Below are 18175 nucleotides of genomic sequence, written 5' to 3' on the forward strand. Positions count from 1 at the left end.
TGGAAAAGTCTTCAGTTCAGGGCATTCCACGCGGCCACGTAGGCCTTGGCGCGCACCGCCACCTCATCTGCCGTCAGGCCCGGCTTGAACAGCCCGGAGCCCAGGCCGAAACCCTTGACCCCAGCCTCGACGAACACCGCCATGTTGTCCGGGGTAATCCCGCCCACCGGTACCAGCACGGTCCCGGCCGGCAGTACCGCAAGCCAGGCCTTGACCACTGCGGGCCCCATTTGCTCGGCCGGGAACATCTTCAGTACATGAGCACCTTCGGCCAGCGCGGCAAACGCTTCGGTGGGTGTGGCGACGCCTGGCGACAAGTACAGCCCCGCCGCTTTCGCCGCCCGCAATACCTTCGGGTCGCTGTGGGGCATGACGATCACTTGGCCACCAGCGGCTTTCACCCGTTCGACCTGTTCCGGCGTGAGCACCGTACCGGCACCGATCAGGCAATCGGCGGGCAAGGTACTGCGCAGGATGCGGATACTTTCGTACGGCTCAGGGGAATTGAGCGGTACTTCGATGACGCGAAATCCGGCGCTGTAAAGGACGTCGCCGATGGCGGCCGCCTCTTCGGGACGCAAACCGCGCAGGATCGCGATCAGCCCGTTGTGCGCCAGTGCTTGTGTGAGCATGTCAGACCTCCAGTCAGGGTTAACGCGATGCGGTGGAGTCGAGCAGCCCGGCCGCCACGGCCAGTTGCCACAAACCCCGTTCGGTGGCCTGTTCGGCCAGGGTCACGCGGGCGAAACCGCAGGCGTCGAGAGCCCGTTGATAACGGGCGCAGAGTTGGGAATTGCCGATCAGCACCACCGTCGGCAGGTGGATGCTGTCGCGCCGGCGGCGCTGTACCGTGGCCAGCGCCGTCAGCTCATGGCCGATCAACAGGCCAGAGAGGTAATCCGCCTGGGCGCTGGCACCGAGTTCGCCGGTCAAGCCCAGGCTGCGGGCGCTGAACACGGTGGATAACGGACCGATCTGGCCGTCCACCGACAACGCCACCTGGACACCACGATCAAAGGCCTGAGCGTCGAACGCCGCGCCGCGCTGCTGGGTACGGCCGAGAATGCTGTGGTCGCTGAGCACGGCGAAAATTTCGCCGGTCATGAAGGTGTCGAAATGCACGATGCAGCCACCGGCGACTTCCACCCATTTGGAATGACTACCGGGCAGACCGATCAGCACCGCTTCGTTCGGCAGGCTGTGCAAGGCGCCGAGCACCTGGGTCTCTTCGCCGCGCATCACGTTGGGTAAGCGCGAACGCTGGATGACCCCCGGCACGATGTGCACATCGACACCGCGAAGACTGCGCACGGTTTGTAGGGAATGTCCGAGATTGGCGACGTTGGCGGGCGTGTCGCAGTAAGGCGCTTCGCGCCAGCCTTGGGCGCTACCGACCATGCCGCAGGCAATGACGGGCAGGCCTGGCTGTGCATCGAGCCAATCGCCGCAGGCCTCGTCGAAGGCCAGTTCGAAGCCGTCGATGCACACGCGACCGGCCAGGGTTCGCGGCCCGGAGGGCAACTGCATGATCCCCGAGGACAGCGAGCGCTGTTCGAGCACCTCGCCCCCAGCGGCGAGTTTGTAAGCCCGTAATGAGGTGGTCCCCCAATCGAGCGCAATCAATTGCGCCTGCATCCGTTTCACCTGTTCTGTTTATTGGCAGTGAGTGAGACGGACTATAAACCTGGGCGCAGAAAAATCTCAATATATAAATATCACTCCCATATATTGGGACTACAAAAACAACAATATAAAGCCAATCGCCATTCGCCCGCGACCCTGCTACTTTTTCTGATCGGACGCCTCAGCACTCAGGGAAACGTTATGGGACAACTGTTGAAAATCCTCGGCCGCACTTCCTCTATCAACGTCAGAAAAGTCTTGTGGACCTGCCAGGAACTGGAAATCGCCTACGAACGCGAAGACTGGGGCATTGGTTTTTCCTCTACCCATGACCCGGCATTCCTGGCGCTCAACCCCAACGCCCAGGTGCCGGTGATCATTGATGAAAACGGTGTGCTCTGGGAATCAAATACGATCTGCCGTTATCTGGTGGGCAAGCACGGGCGCAACGATTTGTTGCCCGCCGAGCCAGCCGCCCGGGCACGTATCGAACAGTGGATGGATTGGCAGGCGACGGAGCTCAACCCGTCATGGGGTTATCCTTTTTACGCGCTGGTGCGCAAGGATCCGGATTGCCAGGACCCACAGCGAATAGCCGCCGGGATCAAAGGCTGGAACGAGAAGATGGGCCTGCTGGAGCAGCAGTTGACCCGCACCGGCGCCTACGTGGCCGGCGCGGACTTTTCCCTCGCGGACGTGCTCATCGGCCTGTCCGTACACCGCTGGCGCCAGACGCCCATGGAGCGTCCCGACTACCCAGCCGTGGCCGCCTACTGCAAACGCCTCGAACAACGGCCGGGGTTTGCCGAGTACGCATCCGCCGCGCACTCATGAACGACTCAGTTGCCTTGGGCGAAATCCCGTAGCACCTTGCCATCCATTCGGTAGCGCACCCACTCTTCCTGGGGTTGCGCACCGAGGGATTTATAGAACTCGATAGCCGGTGTGTTCCAGTCCAGCACGCTCCACTCGAAGCGACCGCAATCGTTGTCGCAGGCCACTTTCGCCAGATGGCGCAACAAGGTCTTGCCCGCCCCGCCGCCGCGCTGTTCAGGCGTGATGTACAGGTCCTCGAGGTACAGGCAGTTGCTGCCCAGCCAAGTGGAATAACTGAAGAAAAATACCGCGAAACCGATCGGCACGCCGTCACGCAGGCAGATCAACCCGTGGGCGGTCGCGCCCTCGCTGAACAGGCTGCGCTCGATGTCCGCCACACTGGCGATGACTTCGTGGCGGGCCTTTTCGTAATCGGCCAGCTCAGTGATGAAGGCAAGGATTTGAGGCGCATCGCTGGGTTGCGCAGGACGGATCTCGATCGACATGAACGGGCCTTGTAGCCAATTGAAAGCGCCATACTAAGCCGCCAGAGGGCGCTCGTCACACCTCAAGGCAAATTTGAGGGCCGAGCCAACAAGCACCATTCGTCGCCCCCCAGGCACCAACCCAAATCCAGCGAGGCCCAAGATCAGGCAAGCACTCTAAAAAATGGAGGCGACACCATGATCACTTCAAGGCTGACTGCATTCACATTCGCCACGCTGCTGTCTTCAATCGCTTTCGCGGCTTCCACCTCCGGCACCGGGCCAACCGACCCGGTGGAGGCGCCCAATTCCCCCGCTACGCAGGGGATGCCCAAGTTGAACACCGACGGTACCGGCGGCGGCCTGAACAGTGGCCAGCCACCCGCTACCGGCACCGATCCGCGGGTGCAGGGCAATGACATGGGGCGTCAGGGCGGCTTGAATACGCCGGACTCTACAACCCCTGACAATGCCGAGACCGGTGTGGACTCGAAAACCACGACCGGGGGTTCGGGTTCGGAAGGTGGCGCCAGCCAGTAGCCTCTGCTCAGACACTTGAGGAGGAAGATCCCATGCCTCGTGGAAGCAAAGACAAATACTCCGCCGAGCAAAAGCGCAAGGCCGAACACATCGAAGAGAGTTATGAGAAGAAAGGCCTGTCCGAGGCCAAGGCCGAGGCACGCGCTTGGGCGACGGTCAACAAACAGTCCGGCGGCGGCGAACGTTCCGGCGGTTCGGGGAAGGCGAAACCGGCCGTGGAAAAGAAAACCGACCGCAAGGAATCAGCCCGACGCGCCGCCAAGACCCGCGAAGGTCATCCGCGCGCCAGCAAGGCCTCTCATGAGGCCCAGACGGTGGACAGCCTGATGAAGGAAGCCCGGGCGAAGAATATTTCCGGGCGCTCGAAGATGCGTAAACAAGAGCTGATCGAAGCCCTGCGTAAGGCGGGATGATCCTCGGCGTCAGGGAGGACGCCATCGCGAGCAAGCTCGCTCCCACAGGGGATCTGCGCTGTGCCGAAGCTCTGGCGCCTGGCACAAAATCCTGTGGGAGCGAGCTTGCTCGCGATGGCGGTAGCTCAGTCGCCAGTGATCTCTGTTTTCAGCGTTGCTTCAACCGGTCGATCACCACTGCCAGCAGCAGGATCGAGCCACGGATGACGTACTGGTAGAAGGTGTCAATGTTCTTCAGGTTCATCGCGTTTTCGATGATCGCCAGAATCAACACCCCGGCAATGACGTGGCGAATCATGCCGATGCCACCGCTCAGCGAAACCCCACCCAGGACACACGCCGAGATCACGGTGAGCTCAAAGCCCTGGCCGATCATCGGTTGGCCCGAGGTCATGCGCGATGCCAGGATCACACCCGCCAGGGCACCGATCACGCCATGCACGGCGAAGATGATGATCTTGGTGCGATCAACGTTCACCCCCGCCAACAACGCCGCTTCCTGGTTGCCACCGATGGCCATGGTATTGCGCCCGTAGGTGGTGTAGTTCAGCAGCCAGCCGAAGAACAGAAAGCACACGATGGTGATCAGGATCGGCACCGGCACACCAAACATCTGCCCGTTGCCGAACACGAAGAACGACTCCTGGGACACACCCACCGCTTTGCCGTTGGCAAAGATGTAGGCCAGGCCGCGGACAATCTGCATGGTCGCCAGTGTGGTAATCAACGCATTGACCCGCAGCTTGGCAATGACGATGCCGTTGATCAAGCCGACGATCAATCCCATCACCAGCGCGGCACTGATACCTAGGAATACGCTGTTGGTGTCACGCATTACTACCGCTGCGACCACGCCGGCACAGGCAATCACCGAGCCTACCGACAAGTCGAAGTGCCCCGACGCCAGGCAATACAACATGGTGCAGGCCGCGATGCCAGTGGTGGAAATCGCCAGGCCCAGGCCGCGCATGTTCAGCGGTGACAGGAAGTTGTCGATCATCAAGGTGCAGAGCACGAAGATACCGACAGCCGCCAGCAGCATGACCCAGTCGTCCAGGAAACGGCGCAGGTCCAGGGGTTTGCGTGCCGTTGGCAGTGCATTATTTTGAATGGTCATGATTACCTCTCAGTTCGCCGCGTCGGCAACGCGTTGGCGTGGCAGCGCCAGTTGCAGCAGGTTGGATTCGTTGGCCTGGTCACGCGGCAATTCGCCACGCATGGTCCCTTCGCAGAGCACCAGGATTCGGTCGGAAATGCCCATCACTTCCATCAGGTCGCTGGACACCACAATCACCGCGATACCGTCGGCCGCCAGGTTGTGGATGATCTGGTAGATCTCGGCCTTGGCGCCGATGTCGATGCCGCGGGTGGGCTCATCCAGCAGCAGGACCTTCATCGGCATCGACAGCCAGCGACCCAGAATCGCCTTCTGCTGGTTGCCGCCGGACAGGTACATGATTTTCTGCCCCGCCGTCGGGGTCTTCACTTTCAATGCCTTGATCTGTTTATCGGCGTTGCCCCGCTCCCAATCGCCGCGCAACAGGCAGCCGAGGGCGGAATGAGTCGGACGGGCACTGATGTTGATGTTCTCGCCCACGCTGCCCAGCGGGATGATGCCTTCCTTCTTGCGATCTTCCGGGCACAGCAGCACGCCAGCCGCGATGGCATCCCGTGGCGAACGCAGCTTCAATTCCTTGTCGTGCAGCACCAGGCTTCCCTCGCTCTGGCGCTCCAGGCCACTGAGCAAGCGAAACAGCTCGGTACGACCGGCACCGACCAGCCCGAACAATCCAAGGATTTCACCCTTGTGCACCTGGAAACTCACCGGTTCGCGCAAGCCTGGCCCCAGCAGGCCTTTCACCTGCAGCGCCACCTCACCGCGCTCCCGAGGACGGTAATCATAGATGTCCTGGATATCGCGACCGACCATGCAGGTGACCAACTGGTCGTGGGTCAATTCGCTCATGTCCTCGAAGGTCCGTACGTAGCGGCCGTCCTTGAACACCGTCACCGCATTACAGATGCGGAACACCTCTTCCATCCGGTGACTGACGTACAGCACCACTTTGCCCTCGTCCCGCAGACGGGCAATGATCGCCATCAAGCGGTCGATTTCCCGCGCCGAAAGGCTGCTGGTGGGTTCGTCGAAGGCAATGACATGGGCGCCGCGGGACAAGGCCTTGGCGATTTCCACCAGTTGACGCTGGCCGAGGGACAGGCGACCGACTTTCTCTAGCGGGTCGATTTCGTCGGCCAGGCCTTTGAGCAGCTTCAACGCCCGCTGGCGCAGCAGCCCTCGATTGACCAGGCCGAAACGGGCCGGCAAATGCCCAAGGAACAGGTTTTCGGCAACGGTCATTTCCGGCACCAGGTGCAACTCCTGGTGGATCACCGCCACGCCGCTGGCAATGCTGTCGGCGGTGGATTTGAAGGCCATCGTCTGCTCGCCGATCTGCAAATCGCCGCTGCTCGGGATGTACGCACCGCCGAGGATCTTCAACAACGTGGACTTGCCCGCGCCGTTCTCGCCCATCAAGGCATGGACCTGCCCCGGATGAGCCACAAAACTGATATTGGCCAGCGCCTGCACGCCGGGAAAGGATTTGCCGATCCCGTTGAACCGCAAGCTGCCACCGATATTGTGTTGCTGTGTCGCTGTTTGCGCTTGCATAACCACCTCGAACTCACAGAGATCAGCGGCCCCGTCGCCAGGGCCGCTTTTGACTCAACCAGCCGTCAGTTCCACAGGCCGATTTTTTCCAGCTCTTGCTTGAAGTTCTCCCGAGTGATCAGCGTCACCTCGTCCATGGCGGTGTACTTCGGCGGTTCCTTGCCGGTGGTGACCCACTCGAACATCATTTCGGCGGTCTTGTAGCCTTCGATGTGCGGGCTAGGCAGCATCGAACCGAAGAAACCGCTGTTGGGCTTTTTCAGTTCGCCGATGGCGTCGGTGCCGTTGATGCCGATACCGATCACGTTGGTCGCCGCAAAACCGGCACTTTCAGTGGCGCGCACACCACCCAGTACCGTGTTGTCATTCATGCCGCCGATGATCAGGTTTTTCGCCGCGCTCGGCAGCTTGACCAAGGCCGAGTTGGTGGCATCCATGCTGCCGGGTACATCGAGGGTTTTCAGCGCGGTGAAAAGGATGTGATCGTCCGGCATGCCGGCTTTCTTCAGGGCGTCGACCGAACCGTCGGTGCGTTTCTTGCCAGTGTCCAGTTCGTTGTAGGTGTTGATCACAGCGTAGGTGTCTTTCCAGTCCCAGCCGCGTTTTTTCGCTTCAGCCGCCATGGCGCCGCCCTGCTTCTGGCCCACTTCAAAGGCAGCCATGCCCAGGTACGGCACGTCTTCCATGAACTTGCCATCGGAACCGACGAAGCGGTCATCGACGGCGATCACTTTCATGTCGTTGAGTTTGGCCTTGGCCATGATGGCTGGGCCGAGAGACACGTCCGGCGGGCAGATCACAAAGCCCTTGGCGCCGTTGGCGGCGAGGCTGTCGATGGCCGAGAGGGTCTTCTCGCCGTCGGGCACGGCGATCTTGATCACCTTGAAGCCCCTGTCCTTTCCCGCCTTTTCGGCGAACGCCCATTCGGTCTGGAACCAGGGTTCCTCGGCCTGCTTGACCAGAAAACCGATTTTCACTTCTTCAGCCGCCAGCAAGCTGCTGCTGAGGCTGACCGCGGTAACCGCCAGAGCGGCACGGCACAGGGAACGGATCCCACGACGATGATTCATAGTTGACTCCTTGTTTTTTTTATTGAAAGCCAAACGACCAGGGTTCTGCTCCACCGTCGGTGGAAATGCGCAGGCTGGGCGGTCACAGCAAGTTGCTACACAGCATAGGCCTAAATAGTCATATCGTATGATGATTGGATTACAGGCGAAGTTTCCGACTGCAACCCAGAAATATTCAGTCGTGGTACATGACCGAACGTCCACCATCGATGGTGATGCATGAGGCATTGATAAAAGGTGCTTCATCGCTGGCCAGGAACACGGCCGTCATTGCCACTTCGATCGGTTGCCCGATTCGCCGTGGCGGGTGCAGATCCAGCGCACGCTGACGTTCGGCATGGGGATCGGCAAAGCCGTTCCAGTAGTCGACGTTCAGTTGGGTTTCGATATAACCCGGTGCGATGGCGTTGACGCGTACCCCTTTGGGCGCGTATTCGATGCCCAGGGCGCGGGTCAGGCCGAGCAGGCCGTGCTTGGCCACCGGGTAAGGGAAACATCCGGGAATGATGTGGGACGAATGGGTCGACGCGATGTTGATAATGCTGCCCACGCCCTGCTCGAGCATCTGCGGCAATACCGCCTTGCAGCCGTACCAGGCGCCATCCAGGTCGATGGCGAAGCAACGACGCCAGTCTTCTTCGGTCATTTCCAGCGGGTCACGGAATACATTGACGCCAGCACAGTTCACCAACACGTCGATGCGACCGTGCAGCTCGATGGCAAGCCGGGCCATCGCGTGCAGGTCCTGCTGGTTCGACACATCGGCTTTCAGCGCTTGCACATCCGCGCCGCGCTCACGCCACTGGACAGCCACCGTTTCGACCTTTTCGGCCTGAATGTCACTGATCACCAGCCGTGCCTGTTGCGAAGCGAACGCGGCGACGATCGCCTCGCCAATACCCTGGGCAGCGCCGGTCAGCAACACCACCTTGTTTTTCAGGCGCTCGCCCTTCGGTGGCTCGGGCACCGGCTGCAAGACAAGAGGCTCAGCCATGGATCAAGATTCCTGTTCGCAGGCACGACGAAAACCGGGCATCCAGGGATGACCGGTCAAAAGGCGTCGCGGAAAACAGTGAATCGCGTACGCCGCCAGGGCGTACGGGGGAAGATCGTTGCATCACTTCACCTGTTTTGTTTTTTTAGTGTGAGTGCGTATTGCTGATGGAGCCGACTATAAACCCGACCGCCGAACAATCTCAATATATATATTTACATCCCATATTTTGGGATTTAACCCGCAAACCGGGTACACGCCACACCCGGCACATCAACCCGCATCGACAGCACCGCGCCGTCCAGTGGATGACCCAACGGGCTCGCCGCACTGGTGATGTACAAGGTCTTGAGGTCTTCGCCACCGAACACACAACTGGTAGGCCGGCTGACGGGCAATTCGATCACCCGGTCGACCTGGCCTTGCGGATTCAATCGCAGCAGGCAGCTGCCATCCCAGCGCGCGTTCCAGATGTAACCTCGGGCATCCATCGCCGAACCATCCGGGCCGCCACGAGGGTGGGGACCGAACCAGGCCTCGGCCGGCGCCAGATGGCCTTCAGGGTAGATAAAGTGCCGGTACAACGTGCCATCAAGGCTTTCGCCGAAATACACCGTGGTGCCATCGGGGCTCCACAGCAAGGTGTTCGGGATGCCCAGCCCGCGTAACAACGGCATGACACGGCCATCGCCCCCGACGCGAAACAGGCCACCGGACCGCCGCTCGACAGGCAAGTCTTCGCCCTCTTCACCGATATTGTTCTGCATGGTGCCGAGCCAGAGCTGGCCCAGGGCATCACAACGGGCTTCGTTGGGACGATTGCCGGGTTGCGGATCGGCCATGCACAGCAGGGACAGGCGCGGTTCCAGGCCCGGCGAATCCAGGTCCAGACGGTAGACACCACTGCTCAGCGTCACCAGTGCATCACCACTCTGCGTCGGGATGAAAGCGGACACGTGCTCGGGCATCTGCCAGATCTGCACATTGGCGCCGATCAACCGCAGCGCCTGCTTGCCGGCGATATCGACCCAGTACAAGGCCTGGGTCGGCTCATCCCAGAACGGCCCCTCACCCAATGTCGCCCGATGTTCCGTAACAGCCGTCCACTTCATTGAAACCTCCCGTTCCCAGTTTGCCCGGTGGCGTCTGTTCGACCGGCCATGACATTAGGGTAAAAGCGCTTGATGGCCAGGTCAGCATTATCGATCAAAGTCATGCAGGCCCATACGCCCCGCGCCGCATCTCGGGCCGCGATGGCGTCGGCGATATCCTTGTGGATAGGCAAGGTACGGCGCAGTTCATCCGGGTCGGCAGCCGACACCTCGAACGATACCGCCAGCAGCGCGCCCAGGGCCGGGACCATTTGTTCGATGAATTGATTATGGCTGGCGGCGAGGATGCACTCGTGGAAGAACTGGTCGGCGCGGTTGTAATCGGCGCCGCTGTCCACGGCCCGCTCCAGCGCATGGTAGGCCAGGCGGATCGCCTGCACCTGATCGGCCGTGGCCCGTTCGCAGGCCCAGCGCACCGCCATCGGCTCGATGGTACGGCGCAGGTCCAGCAGGTCATCGACAAAGTTTTCCGGCAGGCCGTTGCGTGACAGCCAGCCGACCACCTGTGGATCGAACAGGTTCCAGCGCCGCACCGGCAACACACGAGTGCCGACTTTTGGTCCGACTTCCAGCATGCCTTTGGCCACCAGGGTCTTGATCGCCTCGCGAATGACCGTGCGGCTGACGCCCAGTTGCTGGCCCAGGTCCGCCTCAACCTTGATGGTCTGCCCAGGCTTGACCCCGCCGGCGGCTATCCAGCCCCCCAGCCAATCGACGGTCGATGCATGAAAACTGCTGGACATGAACACCCCTGGGCCACTCTTATTGGAGGCCCACGCTAATCATCATATGATTGGGTGTCAATTTGAATTTTTGCGGCATCACACCTGTGGGAGCGAGCCTGCTCGCGATAACGGTGTGTCAGTTAAGGCTAGGTTGACGATGCTGCCGTCATCGCGAGCAAGCTCGCTCCCACAAAGGCTCAGGGTTCCAGGCCGATAGGGAAGAACACGCCGCCACTCCACACGCCCAACCAGCGCTGCCCATTGATCTCGCGCCTGACCGCCAGCTCCACCAGTTGGTAGAACACATTGCGATGGATCAGCGCTTCGAGATTGCTGCGCACATGCACGTAGGGTGCAGGTTCCTGGGTCTGGGGATCGATCACCACCCGCATCGGATGGTCGCCGCCGGCCTCAGTGGTTTCCTCGACATTCGTCGTGAAGCGCAACAACTGCCCTTCCCCCTCGCCTTCAACCTCAAGGGTCACGGCCACGAACGGCGCATCGTCGACCTTGATGCCGACTTTTTCCACAGGGGTAATCAGGAAGTAATCATCGCCGTCGCGGCGGATGATGGTAGAGAACAGCTTGACCATCGGCTTACGCCCGATGGGCGTGCCCAGGTAGTACCAGGTGCCGTCCCGGGCGATGCGCATGTCGATGTCGCCGCAGAAGTCAGGGTTCCACAAGTGCACCGGCGGCAGCCCTTTGGTCTTGGGGATCTGCCCCAGCAAGTCATTGGCTTTTTGCGGTCCGCTCATGGTGACTCCTTGAATTTATTCGTCGCTCATCCCCAGCAGGCTGCGGGCATATTCACGCAACGGCGTGGCGATGAGGTCTTGTGGCTGCTTGTCGTGCAACGTCAGTAAACCGCCACGACTCTTGATACGAGCAGTATCAATCAAATACTGGGTGCTGGTCTCGATCAACATGATTTGAATCACGCTGGTGTCGACACCCAGGCGATCCACGGCCTCTTCATCCTGCCATTCGTCGGTGTTGCCGATGCGGTTGTCCGCCTTGGCAAACCGGGTGTAGAGCAAATAATGGGCACCGGCGGCACGGGCTTCGCCCATGGCTTGGTCGAGACCTTCGGGAACCCGGGCGCGACGGACCATGGGGAAATACTCGATAAAGCCATTGAAGGCTTCCTCGGCCACCACATTGGGACGCGGATAGGCACTGCCTGGCGGAGCGAAGGCTCCTTGGGCGATGTAGATGAAAGAATCCGGCTGAATACGCAGATTGTTCACTCGACGGCTGTCGCTATGATCCAGCAGACCGGCATCGCTCATGTGATAACGAACGCCCTCTCCCATGTCGCTGACATTCATGCAGCCACCAAGCGCCAAAATGGCCAGCAGCAAAACCAGGCTACGCATCCTACCCTCCAAAAACCGGTGTCGGAAAACCGGCGAATGGCCAGTGGATGCAGCTTTTGCGCCAGACCAGGAGATTGACTGGATTTTCAGCCTGGAATGCAGTTGTGGCGAGGGAGCTTGCTCCCGCTGGGCAGCGAAGCGGCCCCCGCTTGGCTTTGCAAAGGCTTACGACTGCTGCGCAGACGAGCAAGAGCAAGCTCCCTCACCACAAAGGGCTCGTCAGCCGCCAATGATCTTCATGATGGTCGCGCCGCCGGAGAACGCCACTTCCTGCTTGTCCCCCAAAGCCTTGACCAGCAACCGCTGAAGCGCCGGCAATGCCTGATGCCGGGGTTTGTCCAGGAGATCGCCGACAAAGTGACGATTGCTCGACGACAGGCAGCCATGCAACCAACCCGTAGAGGACAGCCGCAACCGCGAACAAGTACGGCAGAAAGGCACGCTTTCATTGGCGATCACGCCGAAATGCCCCAGCCCCGGGATTTCATAGCGCACCGCGGTAGCGTCCACCGGTGCATCGGCTTGCAGGTATTCGTACTGATCACCGATCAGACTCAACAACTGTTGGAGACTGACGAACTGCTGCAAAAATGCGTTCGAATCGCTGGCCAAATGCCCCATGCGCATCAACTCGATAAAACGCAGTTCATAACCGCGCTCCAGGCAGTATTCGAGCAGGGGCATCACCTGATCCAGGTTTTGCCCGCGCAATGGCACCATGTTGACCTTGATCTTCAGGCCTGCCGCCCGGGCCTGATCCATACCGTCGAGCACCGTCGCCAAATCACCGCCGCGGGCGATGCTGCGAAACGCGTCGGGGTCCAAGGTATCGAGGGAAACGTTGATGCGGCGGATGCCTGCATCCACGAGCAAGGGCAGTTTTTTCGCCAGCAGTTGACCGTTGGTGGTCAGACTGATGTCTTCCAGGCCCATCTGCCCCACCGCCATCATGAAACTTTCAAGCTTGGGACTGACCAGCGGCTCGCCACCGGTAATGCGCAACCGCTCGATTCCGGCAGCTTCAATCAGATAAGCCACACCCCGCGCCATCGCCTCGGCCGACAGTTCATCCTGCGCAGCCACCAGCCGCTTGCCGTTGGGCACGCAGTAGGTACAAGCGTAATTGCAGGCGGAAGTCAGGCTGATCCGCAAATTGCGAAAACGCCTGCCTTGACGGTCAACGATCATGGATCACTCCGGCGAAAGAAAAATCGGACTCGCGAAACTTGACCTAGAAATCAAGTATGCGCAAGGTCCAAGCCTGAGTATATTCCTGGGGCACTGCGCCATGTAAGCGGACATGGCGCAATAAGGCATCTGAATGTCAGGTGCTAGGAACGTCGGTATCGCGCTTGCGCTTGTTGCCCATGCGCACGCCAATATCCATCAGGAACTGGAAAAAGCCTTCCTGGTCTTCCAGCACATTGCTCCAGAACGGCGAGTGATACAGCGCCACCGCGCCGTGCACCAACGCCCAGGCGGCGCAGTAATGGAAATAAGGCGGCACGTCTTCGAGCTTGCCTTCGCTGATCCGGCCCTTGATCAGCAGCGTCAGGCGTTCGAAGTTCGAGGCGCGGATCTTGTGCAGCTCCTCGACCATCTCCGGCACCTGGTTGCCCTTGACCACCTTCTCTTCCAGGCGATCGAACAAACGGTAACGCTGCGGGTCGCGCATGCGGAACTCGAAGTAGGCCCGGGACAGGGCCTCCTTGTCCTTGTCCACGTCGGCCGAATGCAGCAGCTCGTTCAAATCGCGCTCGTAATCGAGCATCAGGCGCAGGTAGATCTCCGCCTTGGACTTGAAATGTTTATAGATCGTGCCTTTGCCGATACCCACGGCATCCGCAATCATCTCGACGGTGACACTGTCTTCACCTTGGTCGAGGAACAACTTGAGCGCGGTGTCGAGAATTTCCTGCTCGCGGCGGCGAAACTCACGGACCTTACGGGGTTCTTTGTGCATAAGAAAAAGGTCTGAAGGGTCAAAATTCGAAGCCCGGTATTATGCCTAACTTACGCAAAAATGCACGGATCATCCGTTCTCCGCCACAGTTCTTCCGAAAACCTTGCAAGCCCGACTCCACTCTTTTCACCCCGACACGCCTTACCGGCAAGCTTTGGCGACAGTGAGAACTTATCCGAAGCGAGCGTATTCCAAATATGTTTAAAAACCGCCTCGGCCCGACTGGACGCGCTGGGATACTGATCAATACTTGAACTGTCAGTGCGACATCTCCCCCAAGTGACGCGCTGATAAAGGTACCAATGGACCGTGTGCCTTTGTTTTACTCCTAATGGTCTTAACCCGGATTCACCCCCCAGAACCCGGGTTTTTTTTGCATGAAATTCAGACTTGCCCCGGACGGACATGGGCTAGCGGAAACAATTGCTTAAAGTTTTCCGTCGTCTGCTCAGCGAATCGCTCGTAGGACTCGCCCCGCAACATCGCCAGGAACTCCGCCACTTCTCGTACGTATTGCGGAAGGTTCGGCTTGCCACGATACGGAATCGGCGCCAGGTACGGCGAGTCGGTCTCCACCAGCAGGCGATCGGCCGGCACTTTACTGGCGACGTCGCGCAGGGCGTCAGCGTTGCGGAACGTGACAATCCCAGACAAGGAAATGTAGTAACCCATGTCCAGCGCGGCCTTGGCCATGTCCCAGTCTTCGGTGAAGCAATGCAGCACTCCGGCCTGGGGCAGCGCCGCGTCACGCAGCAAGGCCAGGGTGTCGGCCCGGGCGCCACGGGTGTGGATGATCACCGGCTTACCGGTCTGTTGCGCAGCCTCCAGGTGCAGTCGAAACGAGGCTTGCTGCACCTCGGCGGCTTCTGGTTCGTAGTGATAGTCCAGACCGGTTTCGCCAATGGCTACTACCCGCGGGTGGTCCAGCTCACGCAGCAGCCAGTCCAAGGCCGGCGTGGCATCGGGCTGGACATCCAGCGGATGGATACCGACCGAACAATCGACATCCTCATAGCGTTCAGCCAGCGCCTTGACGTCAGCGGCGTTGTCGGCGCTGACACCGATGCACAGGAAGTGGCCGACACCCCGTTGGCGGGCGGCGTCCAGTGCGGCATCCAGGGAGCCGTCATGGGCAGCGAGGTCGAGGCGGTCAAGGTGGCAATGGGAATCTACAAGCATAAAGGGCTGGGCTACATCGTATGGGTGGGACGGTCGGACTTCAGGGTTCCGGCCAGGTGGGTTTCGATCTGATTACGGGCCGAACTGTCGCCTTCATTGAACTGCACGCCAACGCCGGCGGCCCGGTTGCCTTGCGCGCCTTTGGGAGTCATCCAGATTACCTTGCCGGCGACCGGGACCTTCTCCGGCTCATCCATCAGGCTCAACAGCATGAACACCTCATCGCCCAAGCGATAATTCTTGTTGGTAGGAATGAACAGGCCGCCATTTTTGATGAAGGGCATATAGGCGGCGTAAAGCACCGACTTGTCCTTGATGGTCAGGGACAGGATGCCGTTGCGTGGCCCGGGGCTGACAGGTTCGTTCATACTGATCTCCGCTGCGATTGAGCTGAGTTTAGGCCGTGTCTGTCAGTTTCGACCAGGCAAACTCGCCCACTGCACCAACAGAGCCTCAAGCAAAAGCACCCGATTGAGGTTCGCCTTGCCTAGCACCTTCTGACGTTGGGCAAGAATCCAGTCCTGAATGTTCAAGATTTTGTCCTGGCTGCTTTTTTGCGCCAGGTACTGAATCACCTTGCGCATGTCCGACAGCCCCAGGCCAGCCTCGTCCTCAGTGAGTTGGTAGCGCAGGATCAGGCTCGACCAGTCGCAGAACCAGTCAAACAGCAATAGCAGCGGGATGGCATTCCAACCCTCAGCCAGTTGCGTGGGGGATTGCTGCTGCTTGAGCAGCTTTTTTACACCGTCCACCACCAACGCCCGCTGCTCCAACACGCCCTGAGCCCGAAGACTGACGGCCGCCAAGGGCGAACCGGCGGCCAGGGTCAGCAATTCAACGCGCTCTTCATCGCTGCTGTCAGGCAAGGCCTGGGCCAGCCACTGCAGGCTCGTCGCCTCGCTCGGCAGCGGACAGGCCTGCTGTACGCAGCGGCTCTTGATCGTTGGCAGCAAGCGGCTCGGCTGGTGGCTGACCAGCAACAGCACGGTGTCGCCAGACGGTTCTTCGAGGCTTTTGAGCAAGGCGTTGGCGGCGTTGACGTTCATCGACTCGACCGGCTCGATCAACACCACTTTGCGCCCGCCCATCTGCGCGGTCTGGACCACGAAGCTAACCAGTTCACGAACCTGGTCGACCTTGATCGCCTTGTCCGCCTCCTCCGGCTCCAGCACGTAGTTGTCTGGATGGCTGCCGGCCTTGAGCAGCAGGCAGGATTTGCACTCGCCACATGCGTTCGAAGCACCCGGACGCTGGCACAGCAGGCTGGCCATCAGGCGCTCGGCCAGCGCCCGCTTGCCAATGCCGACCGGGCCGTGCAGCAGATAGGCATGGGCATGCTGGGCACGCCCGGCGAGCTGCTGCCAGAGGCCGTCCTGCCAGGGGTAGGCTTCAGCCACGGGCACGCTCCAACAAACGCGGTAGCAGGCCGTCCAAAGACTGCTGGACCTGCGCCAACGGTTGCGCGGCATCGATCAACAGGTAACGGGACGGATCGGCCTTGGCGCGACTCAGGAAGGCATTGCGCACCGCATTGAAAAACCCTTGGCCTTCCAGTTCGAAACGATCCAGCCGCCCTCGGGCGCTGGCGCGGGCCAGGCCGATTTCCACCGGCAAATCGAACACCAGGGTCAGGTCCGGCCGCAGGTCGCCCTGGACGAAGGTCTCCAACGCGGCGATGCGCTCCAGGGACAAGCCCCGGCCGCCGCCCTGATAGGCGTAGGTCGAGTCGGTAAAACGGTCGCAAAGCACCACCGCGCCCCGGGCCAACGCCGGGCGAATCACCTCGGCCAAATGCTGCGCCCGCGCCGCGAACACCAGCAACAGCTCGGTATCGGGGTTCATGACTTCTTCGATCGGGGCCAACAACACCTCGCGAATCCGCTCGGCCAACGGCGTGCCGCCAGGCTCACGGGTCAGCAGCACCTCGATGCCGGCAGCCCTCAGGCGTTCGGCCAGGTATTCGCGGTTGGTGCTCTTGCCAGCGCCTTCGGGGCCTTCCAACGTAATAAACAAGCCAGTCACGGGCGATCCTTAATCAAAGTCATTGCGGGCTCGGCGGCTCGCTGGCATTCGGTTCGGGGGCAGGTTGCTGTGCGGGTACTGGGGGCACGGCTTCAGGCGCCGTATCAGGCGAAGCCGCGGGAATCGGCACCTGTTCGTCCGGTGTGGCCGGGGCCGGGCTGGACCGGTAATCGGCGCGACGCTTGAGCTGGAACTCACGCACCGCGTTGTTGTGCGACTCCAGATCATCGGAGAACACATGACTGCCATCACCGCGAGCGACAAAGTAGAGGCTATTGCCCTGCACCGGGTTCAACGCGGCGTGAATCGCCTCGCGTCCCACCATCGCAATCGGCGTTGGCGGCAGGCCCGGAATCAGATAGGTGTTATACGGATTTTCTTCTTTCAAATGGGCACGGGTAAGTTTGCCGGTGTAGCGCTCGCCCAGCCCGTAGATCACCGTGGGGTCGGTTTGCAGCAGCATGCCCAAGCGCATGCGGCGCACGAACACACCGGCAATCTGCCCGCGCTCCTGGGGCACGCCGGTTTCCTTTTCCACCAGGGAGGCCATGATCAGCGCTTGATAGGGCTGGGTGTAAGGCACATCGGCGGCCCGCTGTGCCCACTCCTTGGCAAGTACATCTTCCAGCCGGTCATAGGCTTTTTTCAGCAGATCGGCATCCGACGTACCGCGTACAAAACGATAGGTGTCCGGGAAAAACCGACCTTCGGGAAATACCCCGGAATGGCCAAGGCGCTCCATCACCTGGCTATCGCTCAACCCGGTGAGGGTCTTCTGGAGTTTTTCATCCTTGGCCAGCGCCGCGCGGACCTGACGGAAATTCCAGCCTTCCACCAACGTCACGCTGTACTGCACCACTTCACCGCGCTTCCAGACACCGATGAGGTTTTCCATCGTCATGCCCGGCACCATCCGATACTCACCGGAGTGCAGCGGCTGGCCGGCCAGATTGAAGCGCCAATAGACCCGCAGCCAGAAAGCGTCCTTGATCAGGCCGTCGGTTTCGAGGCGCTTGAGGGTTCCAGTCGGGGTGGTCCCGTTGGGCACGTCCAGCATCTCTTCCTGGGTAATGTTCAGCGGCTGTTGCAACGCCGAATGAATCTTCCAGGCCGAAACGCCCAACAACAGCCCTGCCAGAACCAGTCCGGTTTCCAGCAGCAGCAAGAATTTACGTCTCACGAA

General features: G+C 60.5%; 21 protein-coding genes. 3 read left to right on the forward strand and 18 right to left on the reverse strand.

Going from position 1 to position 18175, the window contains the following annotated elements:
- Positions 1–11: 11 nt before the first annotated feature.
- Positions 12–632, reverse strand: a complete 621-nt coding sequence (locus tag QNH97_RS20225; RefSeq protein WP_283553606.1) for a 2-dehydro-3-deoxy-6-phosphogalactonate aldolase — start codon at positions 630–632, stop codon at positions 12–14.
- Positions 633–651: 19 nt separating this feature from the next.
- Positions 652–1635: a 2-dehydro-3-deoxygalactonokinase gene (locus QNH97_RS20230; RefSeq protein WP_283553607.1), complete on the reverse strand. Its 984-nt coding sequence runs from the start codon at positions 1633–1635 to the stop codon at positions 652–654.
- Between the two features lie 189 nt (positions 1636–1824).
- Here QNH97_RS20230 and QNH97_RS20235 point away from each other — a divergent pair, with 189 nt between their 5' ends.
- On the forward strand, positions 1825–2457 hold the full coding sequence (locus QNH97_RS20235) for a glutathione S-transferase family protein (protein ID WP_283553608.1): 633 nt from the start codon (positions 1825–1827) through the stop codon (positions 2455–2457).
- A 5-nt stretch (positions 2458–2462) separates the two neighbouring features.
- Here the strand turns inward: QNH97_RS20235 and QNH97_RS20240 are convergent, their stop codons facing one another.
- Positions 2463–2945, reverse strand: coding sequence for a GNAT family N-acetyltransferase (locus tag QNH97_RS20240; protein ID WP_003179435.1), 483 nt, complete (start codon positions 2943–2945; stop codon positions 2463–2465).
- Between the two features lie 177 nt (positions 2946–3122).
- Between QNH97_RS20240 and QNH97_RS20245 the strand changes: the two genes are divergently transcribed.
- Together QNH97_RS20245 and QNH97_RS20250 are read left to right on the forward strand one after the other, a co-directional pair.
- Positions 3123–3464 carry a hypothetical protein gene (locus QNH97_RS20245; RefSeq protein ID WP_283553609.1) on the forward strand — a complete coding sequence of 114 codons (342 nt, stop codon included), beginning with the start codon at positions 3123–3125 and terminating at the stop codon, positions 3462–3464.
- 32 nt (positions 3465–3496) lie between these two features.
- Positions 3497–3877, forward strand: coding sequence for a Rho termination factor N-terminal domain-containing protein (locus QNH97_RS20250; RefSeq protein ID WP_283553610.1), 381 nt, complete (start codon positions 3497–3499; stop codon positions 3875–3877).
- 148 nt (positions 3878–4025) lie between these two features.
- Here the strand turns inward: QNH97_RS20250 and araH are convergent, their stop codons facing one another.
- The 15 genes from araH to mltG form a co-directional block, all read right to left on the reverse strand.
- Entirely contained in the window at positions 4026–4994 is a 969-nt protein-coding gene (araH, locus tag QNH97_RS20255; protein ID WP_135846452.1) for an L-arabinose ABC transporter permease AraH, read from the reverse strand.
- Between the two features lie 9 nt (positions 4995–5003).
- Positions 5004–6548 carry an L-arabinose ABC transporter ATP-binding protein AraG gene (araG, locus tag QNH97_RS20260; protein ID WP_283553611.1) on the reverse strand — a complete coding sequence of 515 codons (1545 nt, stop codon included), beginning with the start codon at positions 6546–6548 and terminating at the stop codon, positions 5004–5006.
- Positions 6549–6613: 65 nt separating this feature from the next.
- Complete coding sequence (locus QNH97_RS20265) at positions 6614–7618, reverse strand: substrate-binding domain-containing protein (RefSeq protein WP_283553612.1); 1005 nt, start codon at positions 7616–7618, stop codon at positions 6614–6616.
- A 175-nt stretch (positions 7619–7793) separates the two neighbouring features.
- On the reverse strand, positions 7794–8612 hold the full coding sequence (locus QNH97_RS20270; RefSeq protein WP_283553613.1) for an SDR family oxidoreductase: 819 nt from the start codon (positions 8610–8612) through the stop codon (positions 7794–7796).
- Positions 8613–8848: 236 nt separating this feature from the next.
- Positions 8849–9724 (reverse strand): SMP-30/gluconolactonase/LRE family protein, encoded by an 876-nt coding sequence (locus QNH97_RS20275; protein ID WP_283553614.1) that lies wholly within the window; start codon positions 9722–9724, stop codon positions 8849–8851.
- Positions 9721–10467, reverse strand: a complete 747-nt coding sequence (locus tag QNH97_RS20280) for a FadR/GntR family transcriptional regulator (RefSeq protein ID WP_283553615.1) — start codon at positions 10465–10467, stop codon at positions 9721–9723. The genes QNH97_RS20275 and QNH97_RS20280 overlap by 4 nt, the downstream gene beginning before the upstream one ends.
- A gap of 179 nt (positions 10468–10646) precedes the next feature.
- Positions 10647–11207 (reverse strand): DUF1285 domain-containing protein, encoded by a 561-nt coding sequence (locus QNH97_RS20285; protein WP_283553616.1) that lies wholly within the window; start codon positions 11205–11207, stop codon positions 10647–10649.
- 15 nt (positions 11208–11222) lie between these two features.
- Entirely contained in the window at positions 11223–11828 is a 606-nt protein-coding gene (locus QNH97_RS20290) for a DUF4823 domain-containing protein (RefSeq protein WP_283553617.1), read from the reverse strand.
- 219 nt (positions 11829–12047) lie between these two features.
- Positions 12048–13016: a GTP 3',8-cyclase MoaA gene (locus QNH97_RS20295; protein WP_283553618.1), complete on the reverse strand. Its 969-nt coding sequence runs from the start codon at positions 13014–13016 to the stop codon at positions 12048–12050.
- Between the two features lie 136 nt (positions 13017–13152).
- Positions 13153–13791: a TetR/AcrR family transcriptional regulator gene (locus tag QNH97_RS20300; RefSeq protein WP_283553619.1), complete on the reverse strand. Its 639-nt coding sequence runs from the start codon at positions 13789–13791 to the stop codon at positions 13153–13155.
- A 384-nt stretch (positions 13792–14175) separates the two neighbouring features.
- Positions 14176–14970, reverse strand: coding sequence for a TatD family hydrolase (locus tag QNH97_RS20305; RefSeq protein ID WP_283553620.1), 795 nt, complete (start codon positions 14968–14970; stop codon positions 14176–14178).
- Positions 14971–14981: 11 nt separating this feature from the next.
- Positions 14982–15338 (reverse strand): PilZ domain-containing protein, encoded by a 357-nt coding sequence (locus QNH97_RS20310; protein WP_283553621.1) that lies wholly within the window; start codon positions 15336–15338, stop codon positions 14982–14984.
- Between the two features lie 42 nt (positions 15339–15380).
- Positions 15381–16367, reverse strand: coding sequence for a DNA polymerase III subunit delta' (locus tag QNH97_RS20315; RefSeq protein WP_283553622.1), 987 nt, complete (start codon positions 16365–16367; stop codon positions 15381–15383).
- Entirely contained in the window at positions 16360–16992 is a 633-nt protein-coding gene (gene tmk / locus QNH97_RS20320) for a dTMP kinase (RefSeq protein WP_283553623.1), read from the reverse strand. Before tmk ends, QNH97_RS20315 begins: the two co-directional genes overlap by 8 nt.
- Positions 16993–17011: 19 nt before the next feature.
- Complete coding sequence (gene mltG, locus QNH97_RS20325; protein WP_283553624.1) at positions 17012–18172, reverse strand: endolytic transglycosylase MltG; 1161 nt, start codon at positions 18170–18172, stop codon at positions 17012–17014.
- Between the last annotated feature and the right edge of the window lie 3 nt (positions 18173–18175).

This window comes from Pseudomonas sp. G2-4 (genome assembly GCF_030064125.1).
Taxonomy (GTDB): Bacteria; Pseudomonadota; Gammaproteobacteria; order Pseudomonadales; family Pseudomonadaceae; genus Aquipseudomonas.

Coding starts and splice junctions, on each gene's coding strand:
- QNH97_RS20265 (WP_283553612.1), bottom strand. CDS start 7,618: ATGAATCATCGTCGTGGGATCCGTTCCCTGTGCCGTGCCGCTCTGGCG.
- QNH97_RS20300 (WP_283553619.1), bottom strand. CDS start 13,791: ATGCACAAAGAACCCCGTAAGGTCCGTGAGTTTCGCCGCCGCGAGCAG.
- QNH97_RS20230 (WP_283553607.1), bottom strand. CDS start 1,635: ATGCAGGCGCAATTGATTGCGCTCGATTGGGGGACCACCTCATTACGG.
- QNH97_RS20305 (WP_283553620.1), bottom strand. CDS start 14,970: ATGCTTGTAGATTCCCATTGCCACCTTGACCGCCTCGACCTCGCTGCC.
- QNH97_RS20245 (WP_283553609.1), top strand. CDS start 3,123: ATGATCACTTCAAGGCTGACTGCATTCACATTCGCCACGCTGCTGTCT.
- QNH97_RS20250 (WP_283553610.1), top strand. CDS start 3,497: ATGCCTCGTGGAAGCAAAGACAAATACTCCGCCGAGCAAAAGCGCAAG.
- QNH97_RS20295 (WP_283553618.1), bottom strand. CDS start 13,016: ATGATCGTTGACCGTCAAGGCAGGCGTTTTCGCAATTTGCGGATCAGC.
- araH (WP_135846452.1), bottom strand. CDS start 4,994: ATGACCATTCAAAATAATGCACTGCCAACGGCACGCAAACCCCTGGAC.
- QNH97_RS20280 (WP_283553615.1), bottom strand. CDS start 10,467: ATGTCCAGCAGTTTTCATGCATCGACCGTCGATTGGCTGGGGGGCTGG.
- QNH97_RS20290 (WP_283553617.1), bottom strand. CDS start 11,828: ATGCGTAGCCTGGTTTTGCTGCTGGCCATTTTGGCGCTTGGTGGCTGC.
- QNH97_RS20310 (WP_283553621.1), bottom strand. CDS start 15,338: ATGAACGAACCTGTCAGCCCCGGGCCACGCAACGGCATCCTGTCCCTG.
- QNH97_RS20275 (WP_283553614.1), bottom strand. CDS start 9,724: ATGAAGTGGACGGCTGTTACGGAACATCGGGCGACATTGGGTGAGGGG.
- QNH97_RS20240 (WP_003179435.1), bottom strand. CDS start 2,945: ATGTCGATCGAGATCCGTCCTGCGCAACCCAGCGATGCGCCTCAAATC.
- QNH97_RS20285 (WP_283553616.1), bottom strand. CDS start 11,207: ATGAGCGGACCGCAAAAAGCCAATGACTTGCTGGGGCAGATCCCCAAG.
- QNH97_RS20270 (WP_283553613.1), bottom strand. CDS start 8,612: ATGGCTGAGCCTCTTGTCTTGCAGCCGGTGCCCGAGCCACCGAAGGGC.
- QNH97_RS20235 (WP_283553608.1), top strand. CDS start 1,825: ATGGGACAACTGTTGAAAATCCTCGGCCGCACTTCCTCTATCAACGTC.
- QNH97_RS20225 (WP_283553606.1), bottom strand. CDS start 632: ATGCTCACACAAGCACTGGCGCACAACGGGCTGATCGCGATCCTGCGC.
- araG (WP_283553611.1), bottom strand. CDS start 6,548: ATGCAAGCGCAAACAGCGACACAGCAACACAATATCGGTGGCAGCTTG.